Origin of the sequence: uncultured Brachyspira sp., from assembly GCF_944393015.1 — a bacterium.
Taxonomy (GTDB): Bacteria; Spirochaetota; Brachyspiria; order Brachyspirales; family Brachyspiraceae; genus Brachyspira.
Window position 1 is genome coordinate 20,140 of the sequence record NZ_CALXYQ010000006.1, and the last position, 22,881, is coordinate 43,020.

A 22,881-nucleotide genomic window follows, 5' to 3' on the forward strand; every position below is an offset into this window, starting at 1 on the left:
AATTATTCTTTTTTATCTTCTGCCTGAGCTTTTTCTAAATCTTCTTTTATTTGATTTTTATCTTCTATAGCTTTTTTATCATCTTTTTTCTTTTCCTCTTTTTTAGGAGGGTTTAACATTTCTTCTGTAACTACAGCTGATATAGAAGATTTAACTATTTCCATTTTAGTATTTTCACCAACTTTAACTATTGCAATTCTTCCATTATCTTTGTCAGAAACGTATTCAGCTATTATTCCGCCTGCTACTATTACTTTATCGCCTTTCTTTAATTCAGCTATACTTTGAGCTAATTTTTTTTGCTGTTGTTTTTGGGGTCTTATTAACAAAAAATAGAATATAGCAAAGATTACAACCATCATACCTATAGATACTAATGGGCTTCCTCCTGCCTGAGCTTGAGCTGCTCCTTGTGCATATAATGTAGCTGTGAACATTCTTTAATTACCTCTTGATTTTTTAAAATTTTTTTTGATATTATATCATATTATCAATAATTTATAGTTATGTCAATATTTTTTCTAATATATTTACTATATTAAAGTAATATGTTTCAATTTAAATAGTTTGCAAAATGAAAAAAAATATAAAATAGAGCTTGATTTTTTTTTATTATATGTTAATATTTTAGGCAACTACCAGCTCGGGTGATGGAATTGGTAGACATAGCAGATTTAAAATCTGCTGGTCCTTGTGACCGTGCCGGTTCGATTCCGGCCCCGAGCAAATAATAATCAATTTATGAAACGGAGTAAGCAGAGTTTGTAGTGTAATACCTATAAACTTTTTTTGTATATTGAATATGGTAAATAATCATGATAAACTTTCTAAACAAAATATTATTATTCTAGTAATAGGACTTGCTATTTTTGCTATTAGTTTTCTATTCATAGCAATGGTAGGACAGCACCCTGAAGGTTTTATGGGATTTTTAGCCCCTTTTACTATGCTTATTGGTATTGTAACTATAGTAGCTGGCTTCCTATACAAATCTAATTCTTAATATAATTATTTAATTCTCATTTCCGAACAATTTTTTATAAATATCATTCTGTTCTTCTAAATGCATTACAAATCCAACTGCAGTTTTATTTTCTGTAGCTTCTATTATTTTTCTAGCTCCTTCTTCTCTAAATCCTCCGCATAACTCTATACAGTCAATGCCTTCTGATTGTAATTCTTTAGCTATTTTACATGCTTCTTCTATATTTGAAACTCCTATGATTTGTGAAACTCCATTATGTATAGATGCTTTATCTTTTTTACTGTCGAAAATTTTATCCATTATTAAATAAGCGAATTTCATTTTATGCTCCAAAAAAGTATTTGCTTTATTATAATATAATCGCAAAAAATATAAATAGTGTTGGGTGTCAGGCAGAGTTATAAATTTAAAAATTTCTAGTATATAGTGAAAATTTTTAAGTTTGTCATTTTTTTATTCAACTTTTTCCCGCCGCAAAAAGAACCAAAAAATGCAAGTATAAAATTAGTGTTAAATCATACTATGATAGTATTACATATAAGATAGATAATTAATTTAAGCCTAAATGTAGACTTTCTCTGAAGGCGGGCTTCGCCTGTGGCAATACCATACCTACACTTACAGTGGACTTCGTCAGGTACTTTTTTCAGTCGCAGGCACTTCCTTTGGTTGCAAAAGAAGTGTGGTGTTGCGTAAGCACGCAGAGTTGCAGATATTTAAAATTTTAAAAAATTATTTTTTACAAAATATATTTTCAGCTATCATAAAAAAATTTTTTAGTTTAAACTGAAAAATTTCATCAAATCAGCAAGTTTTTCAGTTTCTTTTTCCATATCAATAACTATATCAGCATTAGTTTTTACCAAATTGCTATTTTGTTCAGCACTAATATCAACACTATTAACAGCACTTTGAACCTCTCTTGCAGAAGCATCTTGCTGAGTAGAAGATTCAACCATTTGACTTACTATATGGCTGCTTTCTCTAGCCTTATTTGTGATATCTTCCAAAGCGTCCATAGTTTCTTTTATTTTTTTATTTCCGTCTTGTATCTTTTCTATACTAGTATTAACTATGTTTGTAATATTTTTTACGGATTCCTGAGAAGTTTGTGCCAAATTTCTTACTTCAGAAGCTACAACAGCAAATCCTTTTCCCTGTTCTCCGGCACGTGCTGCTTCTACTGATGCATTAAGAGCAAGTATATTTGTTTGCATAGCTATGTCATCTATCATCTTTGTTATATTTGATATTTCAGATGTAGCTTTTGTGATATCTTCCATAATAACCATAGATTCTTTTGATAGATTATAGCAATGTTCGCTTGAATTGGTAAGCACTTGTATCTTATCATTAGTCAACACTATATCATTAGTAGTTTTATCTATAACTTTTAATGTATTAGTCATAGTTTCATTTATAAGTTTTAAATCATCTCTTTGTTTTTCTGTTCTGTTTGATAAATCCATTGTACCGGCACTTACATTCTTACTTGCATTTTCCATAGTATTAGTGGTGTCTAGTATTTGTTTTATTATATTTGATAATTTATTTTGTGTGTTTTGAATAGAATTAAATATCATTCCTATTTCATCTTTTCTCTTGCTTAAAGAGTTATTTTCATCAGAAGTTAAATTACCGCTGCTTAGTTTTTCAGATATATGCATAACTTTCAATATAGGGTCTATTATACTTTTCTTTATCAAAATATTTATAATGATTAAAAATACTATAATAATAATCACAGCTAATATACAAGTTATAACAGCATTTTTTATATTTTCTTTTACTATAACAATTTCAGGTATATTTACAAGTAAAGCCAATGAATTATTATTATCTTTTAATGAATCTAATGGTATTAAAATATTAAATGTTTTCTGATCATCTATCTTGTTTACAAAAGAATATTTATTATTATTATTTAAATTATCAATTATTTCTTTTGAATGATCTTTATATATATCAGATATTTGTTTTCCTATATTTTGAGTATTAGTGGCAGCAAGTATAGTACCATTTTGATTAATTAAATATCCAACCATACCATTATTTGTAGATATATCAGAAACTATTTCAACTAAATTATCAGCAGAAAAATCAACGCCTATCATACCCAAAAAATTACCTGAATTATCCAATATAGGCTCAACCACACTAACAGTTAATACAGTTCCTGCATCCGCATAAGTATCATCTTTTTCTACATCGCTTATATATAATTGTTTTGTATTTTTAGGTATAGTAATCAGGGTTTTCATCGAACTCATCTTGATATACTTTATCATAAGTAACTGTATTATCATCATAAAAATATGAAGGTCCGTATCTGCCGTCAATTTCAGAACCATAATCTGTATCTATAAACTCATTATCTCTTCCGTCAAAAGCATTTTTTTCCCACATTTCATATATTGAAAATAAATTTTTATTATTTTTAAGAGTATCTCCTAAGATCATTGCATGCGATTCTCTTGTAACAGTTCCATTTGCTATATCGTTTCTTAATGATGATGATAATGTTCTTAATGTCGATATATAGGTGAGCATTTCTAATTCTATATCTTTAGCATAAGTTGTAATCATATATTCTGTTGAGGCATAGCCTTTTCTTTTTGAAGTAGAAATATTATGCGTTACCATATAAGCAATAACAGCTACAAACATTATTAATATAGATACTGTAAGAAGTACAAATATTTTAAACTGAAGTCCAAGAGATTTTTTATTTTGCATAGAATAATCCTATTTATATAAAAAATTAATTAATATTTAATATACAATAGTTTTAGTTTTTGTAAAAAGAATATTTGATATTTTTATATTATTTTTACAATTTTATTTAAAAATCAATTTATTTAACTCTTTTTATTTTCACTTCAAAACGTTCTTCAACCAAATTAATTAATTCAGGCAATTTTTGTTCAGCAATCATTCTTAATTTTTCTCTTTCTATATTTTGTGCTGGAGCTCCAAGCATAATAGAATTAGAAGGTATTTTTACATTTGACATTACAGCAGTTCTTCCTCCAAATATTACTCTGTCGCCTAATGTAACATGGTCTGCTAATGCTGCCTGTCCGCCTAATATACAATGATTTCCTATTTTAGAACTTCCTGCTATTCCTACTTGAGAAACTATAATAGAATGCTCTCCTATATCACAGTTATGTGCTATCTGTACTAAATTATCTATTTTTACGCCTTCCCTTATTATAGTAGAACCTAATGTAGCTCTGTCTATACAAACATTAGCACCAAGCTCAACATCATTTTCTATGACAACATTTCCTCTTTGAGGTATTTTCATCTGCTTTCCATTAACTTCAAAGAATCCGAATCCGTCATTTCCTATAACAGTAGAAGAACCAATTATAACTCTGTCTTTTACTACACATCTGTCATGAATAGTAACATTTGCATAAATAGTGCAGTTTTCTCCAATAACTACATTGTCTCCCAAAAATACATTAGCTTCTATAACAGTTCCTTTTCCAATTATTGTATTTTTTCCTACATGTACATTATCACCTATATAAGTATTATCAGATATATTTGCATTTTCTTTTATTACTGCTGTAGATTCTATAGTGCCAAGAGGATATTTTTTATCTTCAAATAAAAAGTAAAGTAATTTAATAAATGTTTCTTTAGGATTATTATGTATTAATGCGGTTTTATTTTTAAAATCTTTTATTTCATTAGCAGCATCTTCTCTTAATATCAAAGCATTGGCATTGCTGTTTAAGGCAGTTTCAAGATATTTGTTATTATCTATGCATACTATGGAGTTTTCTATAATGTCATTAATAGGGGAGAGTGTAGATATTTCTTTATTTTCATCTCCTATTATTTTTTTTGCTTGTATAAAATTAGATATATCTTTTATTTTCATAATAAATTTCTCCATTTTATTTTAAATATAAAAAACTAAAATGTATTAAAGTATGTTAATACATTTTAGTTATTATAAAAAATTGTTTTTAAATTATTGTTTTTGAAGTGAAGCTTTAACATTTGCTATAACAGCTTCTGTTATATCAAAGTTTCTATCAGCATAAAGAATTGCATGTTCTGTTCTTTCTAATATTAGAGTATATCCTTCTTTTTTTACTATAGCCATAAGAGAAGTAGCAACCTGTCTTTTTACTTCCCCTCTCAAAGAATAATCTCTATTTTGAGCTATAGAAGTATCTTCCATATTTGTCTGCATAGCATCTCTTTCTTTATACTCTTCCAATTTCAATTTTAATTTTTCAACAAATTCATCATCACTAGTGAGTTCTTTGATTACTCTTTCTAGATCAATATATCCAACCTTTGTAAGTCTGTAAGATTGAGTAAAAACTCTTGGACTAACAATAGATACAGCAAGCACTGCTATAAATAATAAACTCATAATATAATACTTTTTCATTTTTATCTCCTTAAAATTTTAATAAAAATTGTTTTTATATATTTTTAATAGAATGGGTGGTTCATAGTAAATGCAATTCCCCATCCTCTTCCAAGCCAAGCACCTAGAGGAGTGAAAGTATCCCCTTCAAAGTCCTGAAAACCTTTACCGAATCCAACATCCTCTTTGTTATAAACGAATCTCTTAGCAATATAGAATCTTATGTTGAATATAGGTATTGTAAGTCTGAATCCGAATCCTACAGAATATATATACTGAGAAGGATCAAACATATCTCTAATATCCATAAATTGAGAAGGATATGTATGAGCATCTCCGTCCTGATTCCAACCAGTACTTCCAGGCATCCATAATTGTCCTGCATCAAGGAAAGTAACAAATCCAAGAGTTTTAGGTATAATAGGTATACGAAGCTCAGCAAAGAATCTTACTTTTGCTCTACCATAACTCCAAGAGTCTGTAGTAGGCTTACCATCTGAACCAGTAGTGGATCCTATCATATCATAAGTTGATAGGCCTCTATTTTTCTTGAATATAGTATATTTAGAAGTATCCCATCCGCGTACATCTTCAAATGGGTTTAAGTAATAAAGTACATCGGCATCATTTTGTAAAGGAAGTCCAGGAGTAGCAATTATTTGTCCTAATTCTCCATAGAATGCAAATGAAAGCCATTCTGTAGCAGGTACAGCCAAGAATCCTGTAGCGCTTAATCTAGTAAGCTGAGTATGGCCGAAATAGAAGTCTACCATACCTCTTAAGAAACTTCCTCTAGTAGGGTTCAAATAATCGTTTCTGCTGTCTCTAAGCAAAGAATATGAAATAATGAATGTTGTAAACCAATCACTTTCCCATCTTTCAAATGAACCGTTTTTTTTATTTACTCTATGAGTTAAATATTTTTTTACATCACTAAGGACATAATTAGGGCCTGATTCATTAGCACCCTGATCATGCCATTGCTGATACTGCTGTACTATAGTATCAAATGTGATGAATGTAGAATAATAGTCAGCAAAATAATAACCAAGTCTTACTATACCTTCAAAACCATGTCTAGTATAATATGAATATTTAGGTATTCCGAATTGATCCGTTCCTATTTCATATCCTGTGTTTACACCTTCATTGAAGTATGACAAATCAACACCTAAATATATAGGCAAATTAAGTAAATAAGGTTCAGCAAAGTTTACTGCTATACGTTTTTGCTGCTCTCCGAATTCTCCGCTCAATCCTAATGTTAAACCTCTTCCTAAGAAGTTATTTTCTCTAATAGAAGCAAATACTTTAAATCCTGAACCAGTGGAGAAACCGCCTCCTCCTGATACCATAGCAGTTTTTCCTTCACTTACATTTAAATTTAATTCCATAAGTCCTTCAGCAGAACCGGGTTTTACTCCTAAATTAATATTATCAAAATATTGAGTATTATATAATCTTTCTTGTACTCTCTGAATTTTTGTTGTATTAAATACTTCTCCAGGTTTAATATCAATATATCTTTCTATAACAAAATCTTTAGTTTTTGTGTTTCCTGATATAGTAATGTTTTCTATATGTACTTTATCATTTTCAACTATATCATACATTATATTTACTATTTTGTTTTCTTCATTGACATTAATTACAGGTATAACTTGTCTGAATATATAACCTCTTTCAGAGTATTTGTTTTGTATACCCTGATAATCTGCCATATGATATGAGTAATTATATAATGCACCTTTTTTGGACTTTATATCTTTTTGTATATTTTCAGAAGGTATTATAAAGTTTCCTTTAAACCCTATATCACCAAAATAATATTTATCTCCCTCTGTAAGATATACATCTATTATCAAATCTTGTTCATTCTTTATTTCCGGATTTCTCCATTGATACGTGAACTTTACATTATCAACTTTGGCTCTGTAATAACCTCTGTCTGCATAATACTTAACAATTTTATCTTTATCAGCATCAAATGTAAATTCGTTAAATTTTCCAAGAGTCATAAATCCATTTTCTTTTGTAGACATTTGTCTTTTGAGCTCGTTATCTGTGAAATGAGTATTTCCATGGAATCTTATACTGGCAACTTTAACTTCATTACCTTCCACTATGTTCATCTGTATTAAAACATCAGAAGTATCTTTATTTTCTATTACTTTAGGCTCAACATAAGCTTTTAAATATCCCTTATCTTGATAATTTGTTATAATAGCATTAACAGCATCATTCAATTTCTGAGGTATATAAGGATCCCCAGCTTTCATTATAGGTTTTACAGCATCATTAAGTGCAGTTCTGCTTAGCCTTTTATTTCCTATATACTCTATGTCTTTTATTATGAATCTTTCAGCTACTACAATAGTTAAAACCACCCCATCATCTTCTCTGTTGGCATCTATTGCAACTCTGTCAAATAATTGAGTATCAAATAATTTTTTTATAGCATCATTTATTTGAGTTCTTTGAAATTTACTTCCAGCTTTTATAGGGAAGTTATTTATTATTTGATCTTTTGTAAGCCTAACTTCACCTGTAACGTCTATACGGTTTATTGTAAGACCTTCGTATACAGCTATATTTCTCGCTGTTCGTAAATTTTCAAAGTCGCCTTCTGCAGATATAAGTAAAGCTGCAGCAAGCAAAAGAAATGAAAATAAAATAATACAATTTTTCTTAATAAAATTCACTAAAATCTCCACCGAGTAACAATATTAAAATCTTGTCCTTTTCCTCTTATATCGAAAGGATTTATTTTATACTCAAACACAAAATTTGCAAGTTTATAATTTTTTAATAATGATACTTCAAAACCAAATTGATGGTCGAAATAGTAAGGATCGACGTTTCTTCCATTTAAACTAGGTCTTGTTGTATCATTTACTCTATATGTAACATCGTATTTTAAATACAAATATTTAGAAACATATTTACCTATACCAACACTTGTATTATCCCATACAGAAGTAGGACTTATACTGTTATTATTTGTAACAAATAATAAGTTATTTACTACTGTAGGGGTTAAGTTTATATAATCTATGCCTAAAAATTGTCTGAACCATCTTTCTACTGGTCTTAATACTGTACTCCTTAATAGTAAGTCGCTGTAATTCATAGTAAGCTGCTGTAATTGCTGATCATTGTTTATTGAGTTTCTACTTGCTGTGCTTTGGGCAAACATCTGATCTTCTCTGTTTCCAAAGGTTCCCTGAGGTATTCCAGCAAGCTGATTAACCTGATATTGTCCTAAAGCAGGTATAGTATAAAATTTTACAGGTCTTAATACGCTATCCTCAGAGGATAATAATTGAGAAAGTCTTGCATTCATTTCCATATACAAAGTTACACTTTCTCCTGATAATTCATTTTCATAAGACTGGGAAGATGTGTTTGCTGTTGTAGGATAATATTTTTTGTATGTGTAAGCAGTTGCATCTATTATAGGATCTAAACTATTGTTAGGAGGGAAAGTTACAGAACCTCTTTCAAGCTGATATACATTTTGTAAATAGTATATACTTCCTCTCTCTACATTTATAGTTCCGGCAAGTTCTATTCCATCAAGAAGGGTATTATAAACTCTCATTTTAGAACCTTCTTCTAAATATACATCTCCTACTAAATTATGTGCAACTCTAACCTGACGCCAAGCTTCTATAGTGAAATCCCAATATATTTTGCTGAGTATTCCATAAACTCTTTCTCTGTATGTACTTCCGGAAGGAAGAGTAGATAATTGAACATCACTTTTCATAAGTGTAAGTATTCCGCCTATTCTAGGTGCTTCCATATTTCCATTTACTGTAAGGTCTACATGGACAGGGCCTTTTACTTTAGCTATACCTAAATTTAAATTACCATCTAAAAGTCCTAGCTGTTCATCTGATGACAATAAATCAAATGACATATAATTTATATTATTTTTGAATAATTCTGCCTCACCTGTTACAGTTAAATTTTTCTTATTTCTAGAGGTAAATGTTAAGTTATTAACATTAAACATATGTCCGTCAAAATTGAAGTCTACTATTGTATCATCAAATATATCATTGAAATATGCTATTTTTACTCTTTTTCCATGTCCTAAAAATCTTCCGTCTATTTTTACATTATCAGCATCACCATGAACATGAGCATATAAAGTATAAGGTTTGCCGTCTACCATAAAGTTTGTAGGAGATGAAGCTATTTCTGTGAATAAAATATTAAATATTTCAAAAACTTCTACATTTATTATATCTGATGTAACTAGCAAGTCTACCTGATCTCTTTTAGTATTTTTTATAACTCCATTTATATTTAACATATCATTATTATCATACATATAAACTAAATCAGTTCTTGTATTTCCGTCTTCTCCTACTATAGCACCTTTTATACCATGATTTTTAGTGTTTGTAAGAAATATATTATTTTTATCTCTAATGACTGTAGTTCCGAATTCAGGAAGTTTTCTCTTGTTTACGGTAATAGGACCTGTTTGAAGCCTATATTCTTCTGTACCATTTGGTAATTTTCTCATATTGTAATTTATATTTCCTGAAAATGAACTCATAAAATTCATATTATTAACTTCTATTGTCATATTTTGAAGTTCTTTTGAAAAATAAGCATAAGGAATTTTTATCTGCTGTTTTTTAGCAAATGGTTTTGCTGTAAGCATTCCAAAATCACCTGTTTTAGTTATAAGTACATCTTTTATTTCAAGTTCATTTGCCCTATAATATCCATTTAAAGAAACATCAAACTGCATTCCAGGTATTTGGAAATCTTTTATATCAAATTTTTCAAGATAAATTACAGGATTATTCATTAATCCTATTATAGTGGCATTTGCTGTTAATACTCCATAAGCCTGACCGCTTATATCAAAAGGAAGCTGATTAACAGTTATATTACCATATATATTATTTTTATTAATAGAAGCATCTACTGCGAATATTCCATTATTTTCTAAATCTTTTAATAAAGCAGCAAATTTAGTTATACCGTCTGTAGAACTTAATATTCCGTCTCCTGTTATTCTATTTTCTCCATAATTTAAAATGATATTTGTAAACATTATGCTTTGATTCGATAATTCAAATTGAGTATTTAAAGCAAATATTGGAGCGAGATTTTTATTAGCTTTTACATTACCATATATATATAAAGGCTTTTGCATATAATTATTTATGTCTACATCTACATTTATATCTATATCTTTTATACTTAAAGTTTTGGGGGTTTTAATATTCAAATCTAATATTCCGTTTGTAGCTATTATACCGCTTGCTATTATTTCTGAATTATCAGTTGAAGCATATATTATTTTGCTTCCATTTGTAGAAGTTGTACTAAATCCGCTTAATCCGTAATTACCGGCAGGAGTGTTAACACCTCCATTTATTTTAACATTAAAGTTTTTATCATATTCTATTTTAGCATTAGCATTTATTCCGCCGTCTTCAGATAATCTATAATAAATATCATTAATATCTATAATATTTTTATAAACAGATGCTCCTACTCTTATTAAATATTCTTCTGTATATATTTTTCTAGATGAGGCCTGCAATACATGTACATTTCCTTTTCCTCCAGTATACATAGCATTACTCATAGTATATTCTACATTTAGAGAAGATAAGTTATCTATTATATTTTGTCCTAACAATACTACGAATATCTCTTGAGGTATTACACCTTTTGCTGTAGCTATTACAGGATTAGTATTGTCTAAAGAATAGCTAGCATATAAAGGCTGATAATATTCATTTGGTATTAATCTTATAGATATTTCTTTTTCAGGTTTCTTATATAGAAATTCAAATGTCATAGGATTAGGCATAGAATTAGCATAGCTTAATGATGCTATAGTAAATCTAGACTTTATTTCCTCATTATCCGCATTGACAACCGGCTTTAAATATACTTTTGTTGATAAATAATTTACACCAGCCTTTACATTATTTACATTTAAAGAAACAGCACTTGATATAGGATTATCTAAATCAACTATTCCGCTCGCTATAATATTTCCTTCTAAAACACTAGCATAAGCATTTGACAGTATTATTTTATTATTAGTAAGTTTTGCATCTATTGCTACATTGAATAGTTTATCTCTTACATTTAAATCAAAATCTATATGTGATTTTTTTCTTCCTTTAAATGAATAATATCCGGAAGAATTAATTTCAGCATCTCTAAATGTATTTATATAATTACTTACAGTACTTATCGTTTTATTATCCAATTTTACAAATTTACTAACAATAGGTGTATCTAAAGCTATACTCATAAATTTATGTACAGTATCTTTTGTAAGTTTAATATTTGTAACAGAAAATACCATATCTTCTTTATTATAGTTGTATGTAAAATTTATGAAATCATATTTACTTTTATTTTGCAAGCCAATAAATATATCATAGAATGTATTTGTAACGAATAAATCATATTTAAATAGCTCATTTCTGTCATCTCTGCCTGATATTTCTGATTTTATATTAGCTAAGTTAGTTGAGCTTTCTACATTAAAATTAACTATTGTTTTGTCAGGTAAATTTAAGTCGTATGAAAGAAAATATCCGTAATCTCTAAAATTACCATTTAAATCTGTAATAGATACCTCTGTGATATTATTGTTATCTACTAGCTTAGCAGAGAAGTTTTTTATATTTATATTCTTTTCTTGAAATATAGTTGTAATATTATTGATGATATCTCTTGAATCAGTATAAGCATTTTTATTGGTATCATCACTTTTAAATATAGAAGTATCTAATAAATTAGGATAAAAATCAGCATTATTAATATTTACATCGCTTAAAAGATACAAAGGATCTTTCTTTATAAATATTCTAAATATATTAAATCTCAAACTAGCTCTATCCATTTCAAAAAAAGCTTTTTGATTATTTTTAGAGTATAGTTTTACATTATCTAATACTAATTCTAATTTATAGGATATACTTATATCTGATATGTATATATTTATAGGGCTTACTTTATTTATATATTCTATAACATTGTCTAGATATTTTTGTTTATTAGATATTACTATAGATATACTAAATAAAGCAGGTATCATAAAAGCTAACAAGGTTGTAGCCACATACATTCTAAATTTAGAATACCTAGTTTTTTGCATTAATTAAATAAATTCCTATTTGCAAATATAGTTTACATTATATAATATAACCTATTTACAAAAAAATTGTTATATTTTAATATCTTATTATCGTAATTTCTATTTTTAGATATTAAAATACAGCATAACTTTATTATTTTGAAACTTTCATGTACATAAAAAATAAGAATTGACAAATAATAAAAATAAAAGTATAATAATGTACCAAATAAAAGTTTATTATGTGGAGGTTTCTAATGTTAAAAGAACTTATAAGAAACAAAATAGATATAGTTGATAGTGTTGATAATTGGGAAGAGGCTATAAAAAAAGGAGCTGAACTTCTTATTGAAAATAAATGTATAGAACCTAGATATGTTGATAATATCATAAAAAATATTAAAGAAAGCGGACCTTATATTGTTCTTGGAGATGGAATGGCTATGTCTCATGCCAGACCTGAAGACGGAGTTATAAAAAACGGCATTACTCTTTTGAAAATTAAAAATGGTGTGGATTTTGATGAAAAAAATAAAATATTTTTACTATTTACCTTAGCTGCTGAAAATAATGATAATCATCAGGAATTAATGGAAGAAATTGCTGATTTGTTAAATGAAAGTGAAAAAATTAAAAGAATAATGTATGATGAATTAACTGATTTAGAAATATATGATATTATTTTACAGTAATATACTGTATGGTTTATTATATATAATTTGATAATATGAATTTTTAAAAACATTCTATATGCATATATAAAATGTTTTTAAAAATAATATTATTTTTTACAAATCCAAAAATTGTTTTATTATAATAAATAAATTTTGGAGTTTTTATGTTAAAAGAGTTGTTAAAAGATAATATGAAAATAGTAGAAAATGTTTCAAATTGGGAAGAAGCTCTAAAAATAGCAGCAAAATCTTTAGTAGATAATAATAATATAGAAGAGAGATATATTCAGGCTATAATAGATGATGTATATAAATATGGTCCTTATATAGTTCTTACTGAAGGTGCTGCTATGCCGCATTCAAGACCTGAAAACGGAGTATTAAAAATGGGGATGAGTTTTCTAAAAGTAAAAAATGGTGTTGATTTTTATAAAACAGATGAAAAGGTATATTTATTCTTCGTTTTAGCTGCTGAAAATTCTGACAGTCATCAGGAAGCTATATCTGAATTAGCCGAATTTTTATGTAATGATGATAAGGTTAAAAAAATGATAAAAGAAGATCTTACAGAAGATGAAATTTTGTCATTTTTATAAATTAAAATAATAAAGGAGAAAATATGAGTAAAATTGATTCAATTACCAGAGAAGGTTGGATATTGGACAGTTTTCCTGAATGGGGAACTTGGCTTAATGAAGAGATAGAAGAAGAGGTTGTAGAACCAAATACATTTGCTATGTGGTGGCTTGGATGTGTTGGTATTTGGGTAAAAACCCCAGGTGATGCTAACATATGTATAGATTTATGGTGTGGTAATGGAAAAAGAACAAAAAAAACAAAAAATATGGTAGCAGGACACCAAATGGCTAATATGGCAGGTGTAAGAAAATTGCAGCCTAATCTTAGAGCTTCTCCTTTTGTTATAGATCCTTTTGCAATAAAAAAAGTAGATGCTATACTATCCACTCATTATCATAATGATCATATAGATATTAATGTAGCTGCTGCTGTTATGAAGAATATTAAAGAACCTATACCTTTTATAGGTCCTAAATATTCAGTAGAAAAATGGATTGAGTGGGGTGTTCCTGCTGACAGATGTATAGTTGTTAAACCAGGTGATTCTGTAAAAATTAAAGACGTAGAAATAATAGCTACAGATTCTTTCGATAGAACTTGTTTAGTAACTACTCCTCCTGATGATTTAAGAAATACTGTTCCTGAAATGGATACAAAAGCTGTTAATTATGTTATAAAAACTCCTGGCGGAAATATATATCATAGCGGAGATTCTCATTATTCTATTTATTTTGCTAAACATGGTAAAGATTTTGATATTGATGTTGCTTTAGGTTCTTATGGTGAAAATCCTGTAGGTATTGCAGATAAAATGACTTCTATAGATGTTCTTAGAATGGCTGAAGCTTTAAGATGTAAAGTTGTTATACCTATACACTATGATGTATGGACTAACTTTATGGCTGATACAAGAGAAATAGAAGTTCTATACAAAATGAAAAAAGACAGACTTCAGTATCAGTTTAAGCCTTTCATATGGGAAGTAGGCGGTAAATACGTTTATCCTAGAGATAAAGATTTAGTTCAGTATCATCATCCTAGAGGTTTTGAAGATTGTTTTGAACATGAGCAAAATATTCCATTCCGTTCTATGTTATAATTAGATGTGAATAAAATGAAAGGATATAATTAATGGAGATTTTATTGAAAATATGGACATATTTTGCCCAAAATATTCTCACACAGCCTGCATATTTTATTGGTTTTATAGTATTAATAGGTTATATCCTATTAAAAAAACCTTGGTATGAATGTTTAGCAGGTTTTTTGAAAGCTACTGTTGGATATCTTATACTTTCAGTGGGTTCTGGAGGGCTTGTTAATAATTTTAGACCTATACTTGTAGGACTTAAAGATAAATTTAATTTGCAGGCAACAGTTATAGACCCTTATTATGGACAAAATGCTGTTCAGGCTGCAATGGAGCATATAGGTAAATCTTTTTCTCAGGTAATGCTTCTGCTTCTTATAGCATTCATATTTAATATTCTTTTGGTTGCTTTTAGAAAAGTTACAAAAATACGTTCTATATTTACTACAGGAAATGTACAAATACAACAGGCTGCTACAGCTTTCTGGCTAATATTTTTCTGTTTTCCAGAATTAGGCGATACTCCTATACTTGTAATGATGAGCATACTTCTTGGTTTATATTGGGCTGTAGGTTCTAACTTAACAGTAGAAATTACTCAAGATTTAACAGAAGGCGGCGGTTTTTGTGTTGCTCATCAACAGATATTTGCTTTAAAAATATTTTCTACTATAGCTGAAAAATTAAAAGGAAAAGGCGAAGGTAAAAAATTAGAAGATATTAAATTTCCTGGATTTTTATCAATATTCAATGAAAACATGGTATCTACTTCCATATTAATGTTAGTATTCTTTGGTATAATATTATTAACTTTAGGAAGAGATTATTTAATAGCTAATAATTTTATGAAAGAAGGTCAGAGTTTCTTCTTCTATACATTGACTACAGCTTTGAATTTTGCTGTATATTTAGCTATACTTCAATTAGGAGTTAGAACATTCGTTACCGAATTAACTCAGTCTTTCCAAGGTATATCTACAAGACTTCTTCCTGGTGCTGTTCCTGGTATTGACTGTGCTGCTACTTTCGGTTTCGGTTCTCCAAATGCCGTTACTATAGGTTTATTATTTGGTGCTGCAGGACAATTCCTTGCAATCATTATACTGATACTTATGAAGAGTCCTGTTATAATAATAGCCGGATTTATTCCTGTATTTTTTGATAATGCTACTATAGCTGTATTTGCAAATAATAGAGGCGGTATTAAAGCTGCTATGATTCTTCCATTTATTTCCGGATTATGTCAGGTATTTGGTTCTGCCTTTATAGCCTATTGGGTAGGTCTTGCTGCTTATGGCGGTTATTTAGGTATGTGGGACTGGGCTATATTATGGCCTGGATTTACAGTTATTATGAAATATTTAGGTTATGCTGGTGTAGGTATAATAATATTAATATTAATAGCTATACCTCAGATACAATATATGAGAAATAAAGATACATATTTCTTAATCACTGATGATTACGAAGCATACAAAGAAAAAATAAAAGAAAAACAACAAAAAGCAAATGCTTAAATATTTTATTTTAAGGAGATTATTATTATGTTAAAAGTTTTAGTTTCTTGTGCTAATGGATCCGGCACTAGTTTAATGATGAAAATGACCGCTGAAAAAGCTCTTAAATCATTAGGTATTAATGGAGCAAATGTTCACCATTGTGCTTTATCTGAAGGTAAGAGTACAGCTATTAATTATGATTTAGTATTTTGTCCTTTAAATTTTATTGATATGTTTAAAGAATCAATTGAAAAAGGCGTAAGAGTTATCGGAATTAAGAATGTTCTATCAGAACAGGAATTCAAACAAAAACTTAATGAATCCGGATATTTAGAAGATTTGAAAAATAAGTGATAATTTTTGAATGGGGAAATATTTATTTATTAATTATTTCCCTATTTTTTAATTATACTGGAGGGTGATATTATCAATAATTTATTTGGAATATATGAAAAAGCTTTGGAAAAAAATACTTCTTGGCATCAGAAATTATTAGATGCTAAAGAATTAGGTTTTGATTTTGTTGAAATATCAATAGACGAAACAGATGAAAGGCTTGCCAGATTAGATTGGACTAAAGATGAAAGGGAATCATTAGTAAAATCTATATTTGAAACTGGTATAAAAATACCTACTATGTGCTTTAGCGGACATAGAAGATTTCCTATGGGAAGTAAAAATTCTGATACTAGAAAGAAAGCTATGGAGCTTATGGAGAAAGCCATTATATTTGCAAGTGATATAGGAATAAGAATAATACAATTAGCTGGTTATGATGTTTATTATGAAAAAGGAGATGAAGAAACAAAGCAACTATTCATAGATGGATTAAAAAAATCTCTTGAAATGGCTGCTAAATATCAGGTAATGCTTTCTATAGAAATTATGGATACACATTTTTTAAACTCTATAACTAAGTTTTTAGAATATGATAAAATTTGCAATAGTCCTTGGCTTACAGTCTATCCTGATTTAGGCAATTTAACAGCTTGGGGAAATGATGTTGAAGATGAAATAAGAAAGGGAATTCATAAAATTACTGCCATACATATTAAAGATACTATAGCTCCTAAAGAAGGTTGTGAAGGAAAATTTAAAGAAGTTCCTTTTGGAGAAGGATGTGTTGATTTTGTGAAATGTTTTAAATTATTAAAAGAACTTAATTATAATGGAACTTTTATGATAGAGATGTGGTCTGAAAAATCAGATAACCCTAAAGAATATGTGATGAAAGAAAAAAAATGGGTATTAGAAAAGATGAAAGAGGGAGGATTTTATTAAATTATGCTTGAAGAATTAAAAAAAATAGTATTTGAAGAGAATCTTGAACTCGTTAAAAAAGAACTTGTAATATATACTTGGGGAAATGTAAGCGGTTTAGATAGAGAATCTAAAAGATTTGCTATTAAACCTAGCGGCGTTGATTATGATGTAATGAAAGCAGAAGATATGGTAGTTTTAGATTTAGACGGCAATAAATTAGAAGGAAAATATAAACCTTCTTCTGATACAGCTACACATATAGAATTATATAAGGCATTCCCTGAAATAGGCGGAATAGTACATACTCATTCAAGCTATGCTACAAGCTGGGCACAGGCTAGAAAAGATATACCTGCTTTGGGTACAACACATGCAGATTATTTTTATGGCGATATACCTTGTGCAAGACCTTTGACTAAAGAGGAAATAGAAGGTGAATATGAAAAAAATACCGGTCTTGTTATCATAGAAACTCTTAAAAAAAGAAATATTAATCCTATGGATATACCTGGTATTATAATAGCTTCTCATGGTCCTTTTGCTTGGGGTAAAGATGCTAAAGAAGCTGTTCATAATGCTGTTGTTATGGAAGAGCTTGCTAAAATGGCTTACAGAACTATACAAATAACCCCTGAAATAAAGTCTGTAGAACAGTATTTACTTAATAAGCACTATTTTAGAAAACATGGTGCTAATGCTTATTATGGACAAAACTAATAAATAAATAATTTTTAAGGAGAAAAATATGGCTATACCTTTATTGCAAATTGCATTAGATAATACTACTTTAAGCGGAGCTTTAAAATCTGCTAAGGCTGTTGGAAATGAAGTTGATGTTATAGAAGCAGGCACTATTCTTTGTCTAGCTGAGGGAATGGAAGCTGTAAGATGTCTTAGAGCTTTATATCCTGATAAAATTATATTAGCAGATACTAAATGTGCTGATGCAGGCGGTACAGTTGCAAAAATGTGTGCTGATGCAGGTGCTGATTGGATGACTGTTATATGTTCTGCAACTATACCTACTATGAAAGCTGCTTTGAAAGAAGTTAAAGAGCTTCAAGTTGAGCTTTATGGAGATTGGACTTTTGATCATGCTAAGGCTTGGAAAGATGCTGGAATTACTCAGGCTGTATATCATCAAAGTAGAGATGCACTTCTTGCTGGTCAAACTTGGTCTGATAGTGATTTAGAAAAAATTAAAAAATTAACTGAAATGGGATTTAAAGTTTCTGTTACAGGCGGTCTTGAAATAGATACTTTGAAACTTTTTAAAGATATTAATGTATTTACTTTCATTACAGGAAGAAGCATAAGAGATGCTGAGGATCCTTCTAAAGAAGCTAGAAAATTTAAAGAAGAAATATTAAAATATTGGAGATAATCTTTGAATAATATTCAGCTTATAGCTACCGATTTGGACGGTACTTTATTAAATAGAAATCATCAAATAAGTGAATATAATCAAAATGTTATAAAAAAAGCTGCTGAAATGGGTATAAAAATAATATTGTCCACTGGAAGACCCACTTCTGCAGCTACCAAATTTTTATATGATTTAAATATTGATACAGAGCTTATATCATTTAATGGTGCTATGATAACTGATAAAAATTCTAATATTATATACCAGCAGAATTTAGATGCTTCTATAGGTAAAGAACTTATAAAGATTGCTGAAAAATATAATATATATCATCAGGGTTTTTTAGCTGAAAGATGGAATATAGGTTTTTTTGATAAAAGATGGATAGATTTTTATGTATCAATAGCTAAAATAGATAATTATGTTATAGGTTTTGATAATATAGAAGATTTTTCTTTCAGTAAGTTCATGTTCATAGGAGAAAATGACAGATTAAAAGTTATAGAAGAAGAATTAAAAGAAACTTTTGGAAACAGTATATATTATACATTTTCAAGACCTGTTTATTTAGAAGTTCATAGCCCAAATGCTTCAAAGGCTAAGGCATTAAGTTATTTAGCAGATAAATATAATATAAAATCGGATAATATAATGGCTTTTGGTGATAATAATAATGATTTGGAGATGCTTGAATTTGCTGGGGTATCTGTTGCTGTTGAGAATGCTGAAGCTGTAGTAAAAGAAAAATGCGTACATCTTACAAAAACTAATGAAGAAGATGGGGTTGGTTATTTTATAAATAAATATTTAAATTTTGGATTATAGAATTTTTTATAATATTTTTATTAATTAAAAAGTAAAAAAGAGGTTATAATAAGTTTTTATAACCTCTTTTTTATGATTATTTTATAATAACCCTCTTCTAATTTTTTCTAATGTTTTTAAGAAATTAACAGAATTTTTTGCTGCATTATCCAATTTTTCTTCAGAAGTATCAGCTAGTAAATCTCTCCAAATTTTTATGTCTGTTTCTACTTCACCGCCTCTTTTTACAAAAGGTTCCATAACAGCATAACCTTTATAATCTATACTTATTAAAGCATCTAATATTTCATTCCAAGGCATTCTTCCTTCTCCTGGTACTCTTCTATTAGGTTCTCCAAGATGGAAATGTCCTAAATATTTTCCTGCTTCTTTTATAGCATTAGAAAAACTCTCTTCTTCTATGTTCATATGAAAAGTATCTAACATAACTTTGACATTATCAAAACCAACTTCTTTAACAAAAGCAACCGCCTCTTTTGCTGTGTTTAATAAATAGTTTTCAAAACGATTTAATACTTCACAGCATATATTTACATCATATTCTTTTGCAACATTAGCCAATAATTTCATACCTTCAATTGACATTTTTAAATCTTCTTCTTTGTTAATTTTTTTAGAGTAATCAACAGGCCAATAAGAATAAATAGCTCCGCATATAATATGTATATCTAATTTTTGCATAACAGAAAATACTTTTTTATACCAATCAAAAGCCTTATTTCTAGTATTTATATTTCCTATATTATGTTCTGCTATAGGACCATATCCAGCTGTTAATATAATATTATTATCATTTATTATTTTTTTTACTTCATTAATTTTATTATCCGAATAATCAAAAAGAGCGGAGGCATTGATTTCTAAAACATCAAAACCTAATTTAGATACTTTTTCTATATACTTTACAAAATCAGCACCCCAAGACTCTTCCCAATAAGAATAATATATACCATATTTCATATTTATTAACTCCTGTATCAAAAAATTAGGCTGAAGTAATAAAAACTCCAACCTAATTCTATTTATAATTATTTTATTTATTGTTTTTCGTAATCTTCTGGAGGTCCTAAAATAACATTTTTATCACCTTCCATTTTTATAACTCCCCAACCAGGTATATCTGCACCGTCTGTTAATTTTCCGCCTTCAAGCATATATTTAGCAACGGCTACAGTTAAATATCCCAAATTAGGACAGTTCCATAAAGAACCGCAGTCAACAGAACCATCAGTTAATAAATCTTGTACATCTTCTTTTACTGCAGAACCAACAACAGTAACTTTATCTTGTACTCCTAATTCTCTTACAGCTAAGCCAGCACCTATAGGTGTAGGAGTAGATACACAGAATAATCCTTTTACATTAGGATATGCTTTTATTATGTCTTTAGTTGTAGATAAAGCAACATCTTGTTTTTCATCTGTAGGGAAAGGATCAGCTACTAGTTTTAAATTAGGATATTTAGTTGAAGCATAATCTCTAGCAAAATTAATCCAAGTATTTAAATTTTCAGCAGATAATCCTCCAGTTAATATAGCCCATTCAGCAGCATCAGTTCCCATATATTGAACCATTTTATCCAACATATGTTCAGCATACTCTTTGTCAGATATTTGACGAATAGAAGCATCTACTAATGAAGCATTAGCCGGAGTATCCCAGTCAAGTACTAATATACCAGCATTTTTTGCTTTTCTTAATACAGGGTCCATAGCAACAGGGTCATTTGGAGCAACACAAATAGCATCAGCACCAACAGTTATATAGTCTTCCAACATTTTGATCTGTTCGGCAGCATCTGCAGTTGTAGGACCATTATAAATAACATTAACACCTAAATCTTTACCTGCTTTAATAGCACCATCTCCTGTTTGAGTAAAGTATGGAATTCCAACTAATTTAGGCATAACCACTATAGTGAATCCATCCTTTTTTTCTCCGCCTGCTGCATTATTTGAAGCATTATTAGAACAACTAATAAAAACAAAACTCAATGCTAAAGCAGCTGCAATAATTTTTTTGAGCATAAAAATCCTCCTAAAATATTTATTTATTTAAACGATTTTGTATTTGTTTTTTATCACTTATAACATTTGATATATATCTTAGAGCTAATACCAATATTAATATTCCTCCTGTTATTATATTAATAATATATCTATTAACTTGAAGTATATTAAGTCCTGTAGATATTACCTGTATTATACAAACAGCTATAACAGTTCCAATAACTTTACCATGACCTCCTGATATGCTTGTTCCTCCCAACACAACAGCTGTAACTGCCTGCATTAAATAAGATGAACCATAATCTGTTTTAGCAGAATTATATCTTGAAGTAATAAATATTGAAGCTATACCTGTTAATATTGAAGAATAAACGTATACTTGAAGAAGAATTTTTTTCGTATCTATTCCAGAAAATTTAGATGCTAATTCATTACATCCTATCATATAAACTTTTGTTCCCCAAGTGCTTCTTTCAAATAAGAAGTAACATAAAAATATTATAATTATATAAATTATAATAGAATATGGTATGCCAAAGAAAGATCCATTGCCTATTTCTATATAAAGTTCAGGAAAACCTGATATAGAACCGCCTTTTGTAAAATTCAGTCCTATACCTTCATATAAAGTTTTAGTACCTAAAGTAACAAGCATAGGAGCAACTCCTATATATGCTATTACAGCACCATTGAATAATCCCAATATAATTGCCACTCCTATAACAGAGATAATGCTTAATATAACACCAATCACCGGATTAGATTGTGTAAAATTAGAACAAAGTACGAATGCAGATATTATGCTTGATAATGATGCTGACATAGTAATAGACAAATTAATACCGCCTGTTAATATACATATCATCATTGCTAAAGCCATAAGACCAAATTCAGGCATTTGAAAAGCCATTGTTTGTAAATTGTATGGTGAAAGAAATTTTGTCGGGCTAAGAATAGCCATAAGCAAAAATACTACTAAAAATGTGATGATTAAACTAAACTCACCAACATGTTTTGATTTAAACTCTGAAATAAATTTCATGAAAATACCTCTATTCTTATAAAA

At 28.8% G+C, this 22,881-nt stretch carries 21 protein-coding genes and 1 tRNA gene; 11 read left to right on the forward strand and 11 right to left on the reverse strand.

Annotated elements, in window-relative coordinates:
- Positions 1-2 precede the first annotated feature (2 nt).
- Positions 3-437 (reverse strand): preprotein translocase subunit YajC, encoded by a 435-nt coding sequence (gene yajC / locus Q0K19_RS03615; RefSeq protein WP_297245401.1) that lies wholly within the window; start codon positions 435-437, stop codon positions 3-5.
- A gap of 204 nt (positions 438-641) precedes the next feature.
- On the opposite strand from yajC, the gene Q0K19_RS03620 reads away from it, so the two are divergent.
- Together Q0K19_RS03620 and Q0K19_RS03625 are read left to right on the forward strand one after the other, a co-directional pair.
- Positions 642-726, forward strand: a tRNA-Leu gene (locus tag Q0K19_RS03620).
- 76 nt (positions 727-802) lie between these two features.
- Positions 803-1,003, forward strand: coding sequence for a hypothetical protein (locus tag Q0K19_RS03625; RefSeq protein WP_014486954.1), 201 nt, complete (start codon positions 803-805; stop codon positions 1,001-1,003).
- Positions 1,004-1,012: 9 nt separating this feature from the next.
- Here Q0K19_RS03625 and Q0K19_RS03630 read toward each other — a convergent pair whose 3' ends face one another.
- The 7 genes from Q0K19_RS03630 to Q0K19_RS03660 all read right to left on the reverse strand — a co-directional run bounded on the left by Q0K19_RS03630 (position 1,013) and on the right by Q0K19_RS03660 (position 12,471).
- Positions 1,013-1,306: a DUF6506 family protein gene (locus tag Q0K19_RS03630; protein ID WP_297245408.1), complete on the reverse strand. Its 294-nt coding sequence runs from the start codon at positions 1,304-1,306 to the stop codon at positions 1,013-1,015.
- Between the two features lie 455 nt (positions 1,307-1,761).
- The gene (locus Q0K19_RS03635) at positions 1,762-3,246 is read right to left on the reverse strand and encodes a methyl-accepting chemotaxis protein (protein WP_297245410.1); all 1,485 of its coding nucleotides are present in this window, start codon (positions 3,244-3,246) and stop codon (positions 1,762-1,764) included.
- Complete coding sequence (locus Q0K19_RS03640) at positions 3,221-3,721, reverse strand: hypothetical protein (protein ID WP_297245412.1); 501 nt, start codon at positions 3,719-3,721, stop codon at positions 3,221-3,223. The genes Q0K19_RS03635 and Q0K19_RS03640 overlap by 26 nt, the downstream gene beginning before the upstream one ends.
- Positions 3,722-3,839: 118 nt before the next feature.
- On the reverse strand, positions 3,840-4,880 hold the full coding sequence (gene lpxD / locus Q0K19_RS03645; RefSeq protein WP_297245414.1) for a UDP-3-O-(3-hydroxymyristoyl)glucosamine N-acyltransferase: 1,041 nt from the start codon (positions 4,878-4,880) through the stop codon (positions 3,840-3,842).
- A 93-nt stretch (positions 4,881-4,973) separates the two neighbouring features.
- A complete protein-coding gene (locus Q0K19_RS03650; protein ID WP_297245416.1) occupies positions 4,974-5,402 on the reverse strand; it encodes an OmpH family outer membrane protein in 429 nt (142 codons plus the stop codon).
- Positions 5,403-5,446: 44 nt separating this feature from the next.
- The gene (bamA, locus tag Q0K19_RS03655; RefSeq protein WP_297245418.1) at positions 5,447-8,083 is read right to left on the reverse strand and encodes an outer membrane protein assembly factor BamA; all 2,637 of its coding nucleotides are present in this window, start codon (positions 8,081-8,083) and stop codon (positions 5,447-5,449) included.
- The gene (locus Q0K19_RS03660; RefSeq protein ID WP_297245560.1) at positions 8,083-12,471 is read right to left on the reverse strand and encodes a hypothetical protein; all 4,389 of its coding nucleotides are present in this window, start codon (positions 12,469-12,471) and stop codon (positions 8,083-8,085) included. The genes bamA and Q0K19_RS03660 overlap by 1 nt, the downstream gene beginning before the upstream one ends.
- A gap of 296 nt (positions 12,472-12,767) precedes the next feature.
- On the opposite strand from Q0K19_RS03660, the gene Q0K19_RS03665 reads away from it, so the two are divergent.
- From Q0K19_RS03665 to Q0K19_RS03705, 9 genes are all read left to right on the forward strand, one after another.
- Positions 12,768-13,202, forward strand: a complete 435-nt coding sequence (locus Q0K19_RS03665) for a PTS sugar transporter subunit IIA (protein WP_014486961.1) — start codon at positions 12,768-12,770, stop codon at positions 13,200-13,202.
- 146 nt (positions 13,203-13,348) lie between these two features.
- Positions 13,349-13,780 carry a PTS sugar transporter subunit IIA gene (locus tag Q0K19_RS03670; RefSeq protein ID WP_297245421.1) on the forward strand — a complete coding sequence of 144 codons (432 nt, stop codon included), beginning with the start codon at positions 13,349-13,351 and terminating at the stop codon, positions 13,778-13,780.
- A 23-nt stretch (positions 13,781-13,803) separates the two neighbouring features.
- Entirely contained in the window at positions 13,804-14,862 is a 1,059-nt protein-coding gene (gene ulaG / locus Q0K19_RS03675; RefSeq protein WP_297245423.1) for an L-ascorbate 6-phosphate lactonase, read from the forward strand.
- A gap of 32 nt (positions 14,863-14,894) precedes the next feature.
- Complete coding sequence (locus tag Q0K19_RS03680) at positions 14,895-16,370, forward strand: PTS ascorbate transporter subunit IIC (RefSeq protein WP_297245425.1); 1,476 nt, start codon at positions 14,895-14,897, stop codon at positions 16,368-16,370.
- Positions 16,371-16,397: 27 nt separating this feature from the next.
- Positions 16,398-16,706, forward strand: coding sequence for a PTS sugar transporter subunit IIB (locus Q0K19_RS03685; protein WP_297245429.1), 309 nt, complete (start codon positions 16,398-16,400; stop codon positions 16,704-16,706).
- Between the two features lie 90 nt (positions 16,707-16,796).
- Positions 16,797-17,633 carry an L-ribulose-5-phosphate 3-epimerase gene (locus Q0K19_RS03690; RefSeq protein ID WP_297245562.1) on the forward strand — a complete coding sequence of 279 codons (837 nt, stop codon included), beginning with the start codon at positions 16,797-16,799 and terminating at the stop codon, positions 17,631-17,633.
- 3 nt (positions 17,634-17,636) lie between these two features.
- A complete protein-coding gene (locus Q0K19_RS03695; protein ID WP_297245431.1) occupies positions 17,637-18,332 on the forward strand; it encodes an L-ribulose-5-phosphate 4-epimerase in 696 nt (231 codons plus the stop codon).
- Between the two features lie 28 nt (positions 18,333-18,360).
- Positions 18,361-18,999 carry a 3-keto-L-gulonate-6-phosphate decarboxylase UlaD gene (locus Q0K19_RS03700; protein WP_297245433.1) on the forward strand — a complete coding sequence of 213 codons (639 nt, stop codon included), beginning with the start codon at positions 18,361-18,363 and terminating at the stop codon, positions 18,997-18,999.
- A 3-nt stretch (positions 19,000-19,002) separates the two neighbouring features.
- Positions 19,003-19,806 carry a Cof-type HAD-IIB family hydrolase gene (locus Q0K19_RS03705; protein ID WP_297245435.1) on the forward strand — a complete coding sequence of 268 codons (804 nt, stop codon included), beginning with the start codon at positions 19,003-19,005 and terminating at the stop codon, positions 19,804-19,806.
- Between the two features lie 81 nt (positions 19,807-19,887).
- Here the strand turns inward: Q0K19_RS03705 and Q0K19_RS03710 are convergent, their stop codons facing one another.
- The 3 genes from Q0K19_RS03710 to Q0K19_RS03720 all read right to left on the reverse strand — a co-directional run bounded on the left by Q0K19_RS03710 (position 19,888) and on the right by Q0K19_RS03720 (position 22,857).
- Positions 19,888-20,766, reverse strand: a complete 879-nt coding sequence (locus tag Q0K19_RS03710; RefSeq protein WP_297245437.1) for a sugar phosphate isomerase/epimerase — start codon at positions 20,764-20,766, stop codon at positions 19,888-19,890.
- Between the two features lie 77 nt (positions 20,767-20,843).
- Complete coding sequence (locus Q0K19_RS03715) at positions 20,844-21,833, reverse strand: autoinducer 2 ABC transporter substrate-binding protein (protein ID WP_297245439.1); 990 nt, start codon at positions 21,831-21,833, stop codon at positions 20,844-20,846.
- 19 nt (positions 21,834-21,852) lie between these two features.
- Positions 21,853-22,857, reverse strand: coding sequence for an ABC transporter permease (locus tag Q0K19_RS03720; protein ID WP_297245441.1), 1,005 nt, complete (start codon positions 22,855-22,857; stop codon positions 21,853-21,855).
- Positions 22,858-22,881 lie beyond the last annotated feature (24 nt).

What these genes read in the sequence shown, in the direction of transcription:
- Q0K19_RS03695 (WP_297245431.1), top strand. Translation starts at nt 17,637, where the DNA reads ATGCTTGAAGAATTAAAAAAAATAGTATTTGAAGAGAATCTTGAACTC.
- Q0K19_RS03660 (WP_297245560.1), bottom strand. Translation starts at nt 12,471, where the DNA reads ATGATACCTGCTTTATTTAGTATATCTATAGTAATATCTAATAAACAA.
- yajC (WP_297245401.1), bottom strand. Translation starts at nt 437, where the DNA reads ATGTTCACAGCTACATTATATGCACAAGGAGCAGCTCAAGCTCAGGCA.
- ulaG (WP_297245423.1), top strand. Translation starts at nt 13,804, where the DNA reads ATGAGTAAAATTGATTCAATTACCAGAGAAGGTTGGATATTGGACAGT.
- Q0K19_RS03665 (WP_014486961.1), top strand. Translation starts at nt 12,768, where the DNA reads ATGTTAAAAGAACTTATAAGAAACAAAATAGATATAGTTGATAGTGTT.
- Q0K19_RS03630 (WP_297245408.1), bottom strand. Translation starts at nt 1,306, where the DNA reads ATGAAATTCGCTTATTTAATAATGGATAAAATTTTCGACAGTAAAAAA.
- Q0K19_RS03650 (WP_297245416.1), bottom strand. Translation starts at nt 5,402, where the DNA reads ATGAAAAAGTATTATATTATGAGTTTATTATTTATAGCAGTGCTTGCT.
- Q0K19_RS03670 (WP_297245421.1), top strand. Translation starts at nt 13,349, where the DNA reads ATGTTAAAAGAGTTGTTAAAAGATAATATGAAAATAGTAGAAAATGTT.
- Q0K19_RS03710 (WP_297245437.1), bottom strand. Translation starts at nt 20,766, where the DNA reads ATGAAATATGGTATATATTATTCTTATTGGGAAGAGTCTTGGGGTGCT.
- Q0K19_RS03640 (WP_297245412.1), bottom strand. Translation starts at nt 3,721, where the DNA reads ATGCAAAATAAAAAATCTCTTGGACTTCAGTTTAAAATATTTGTACTT.
- Q0K19_RS03680 (WP_297245425.1), top strand. Translation starts at nt 14,895, where the DNA reads ATGGAGATTTTATTGAAAATATGGACATATTTTGCCCAAAATATTCTC.
- Q0K19_RS03685 (WP_297245429.1), top strand. Translation starts at nt 16,398, where the DNA reads ATGTTAAAAGTTTTAGTTTCTTGTGCTAATGGATCCGGCACTAGTTTA.
- Q0K19_RS03715 (WP_297245439.1), bottom strand. Translation starts at nt 21,833, where the DNA reads ATGCTCAAAAAAATTATTGCAGCTGCTTTAGCATTGAGTTTTGTTTTT.
- Q0K19_RS03635 (WP_297245410.1), bottom strand. Translation starts at nt 3,246, where the DNA reads ATGAAAACCCTGATTACTATACCTAAAAATACAAAACAATTATATATA.
- Q0K19_RS03700 (WP_297245433.1), top strand. Translation starts at nt 18,361, where the DNA reads ATGGCTATACCTTTATTGCAAATTGCATTAGATAATACTACTTTAAGC.
- Q0K19_RS03625 (WP_014486954.1), top strand. Translation starts at nt 803, where the DNA reads ATGGTAAATAATCATGATAAACTTTCTAAACAAAATATTATTATTCTA.
- Q0K19_RS03720 (WP_297245441.1), bottom strand. Translation starts at nt 22,857, where the DNA reads ATGAAATTTATTTCAGAGTTTAAATCAAAACATGTTGGTGAGTTTAGT.
- lpxD (WP_297245414.1), bottom strand. Translation starts at nt 4,880, where the DNA reads ATGAAAATAAAAGATATATCTAATTTTATACAAGCAAAAAAAATAATA.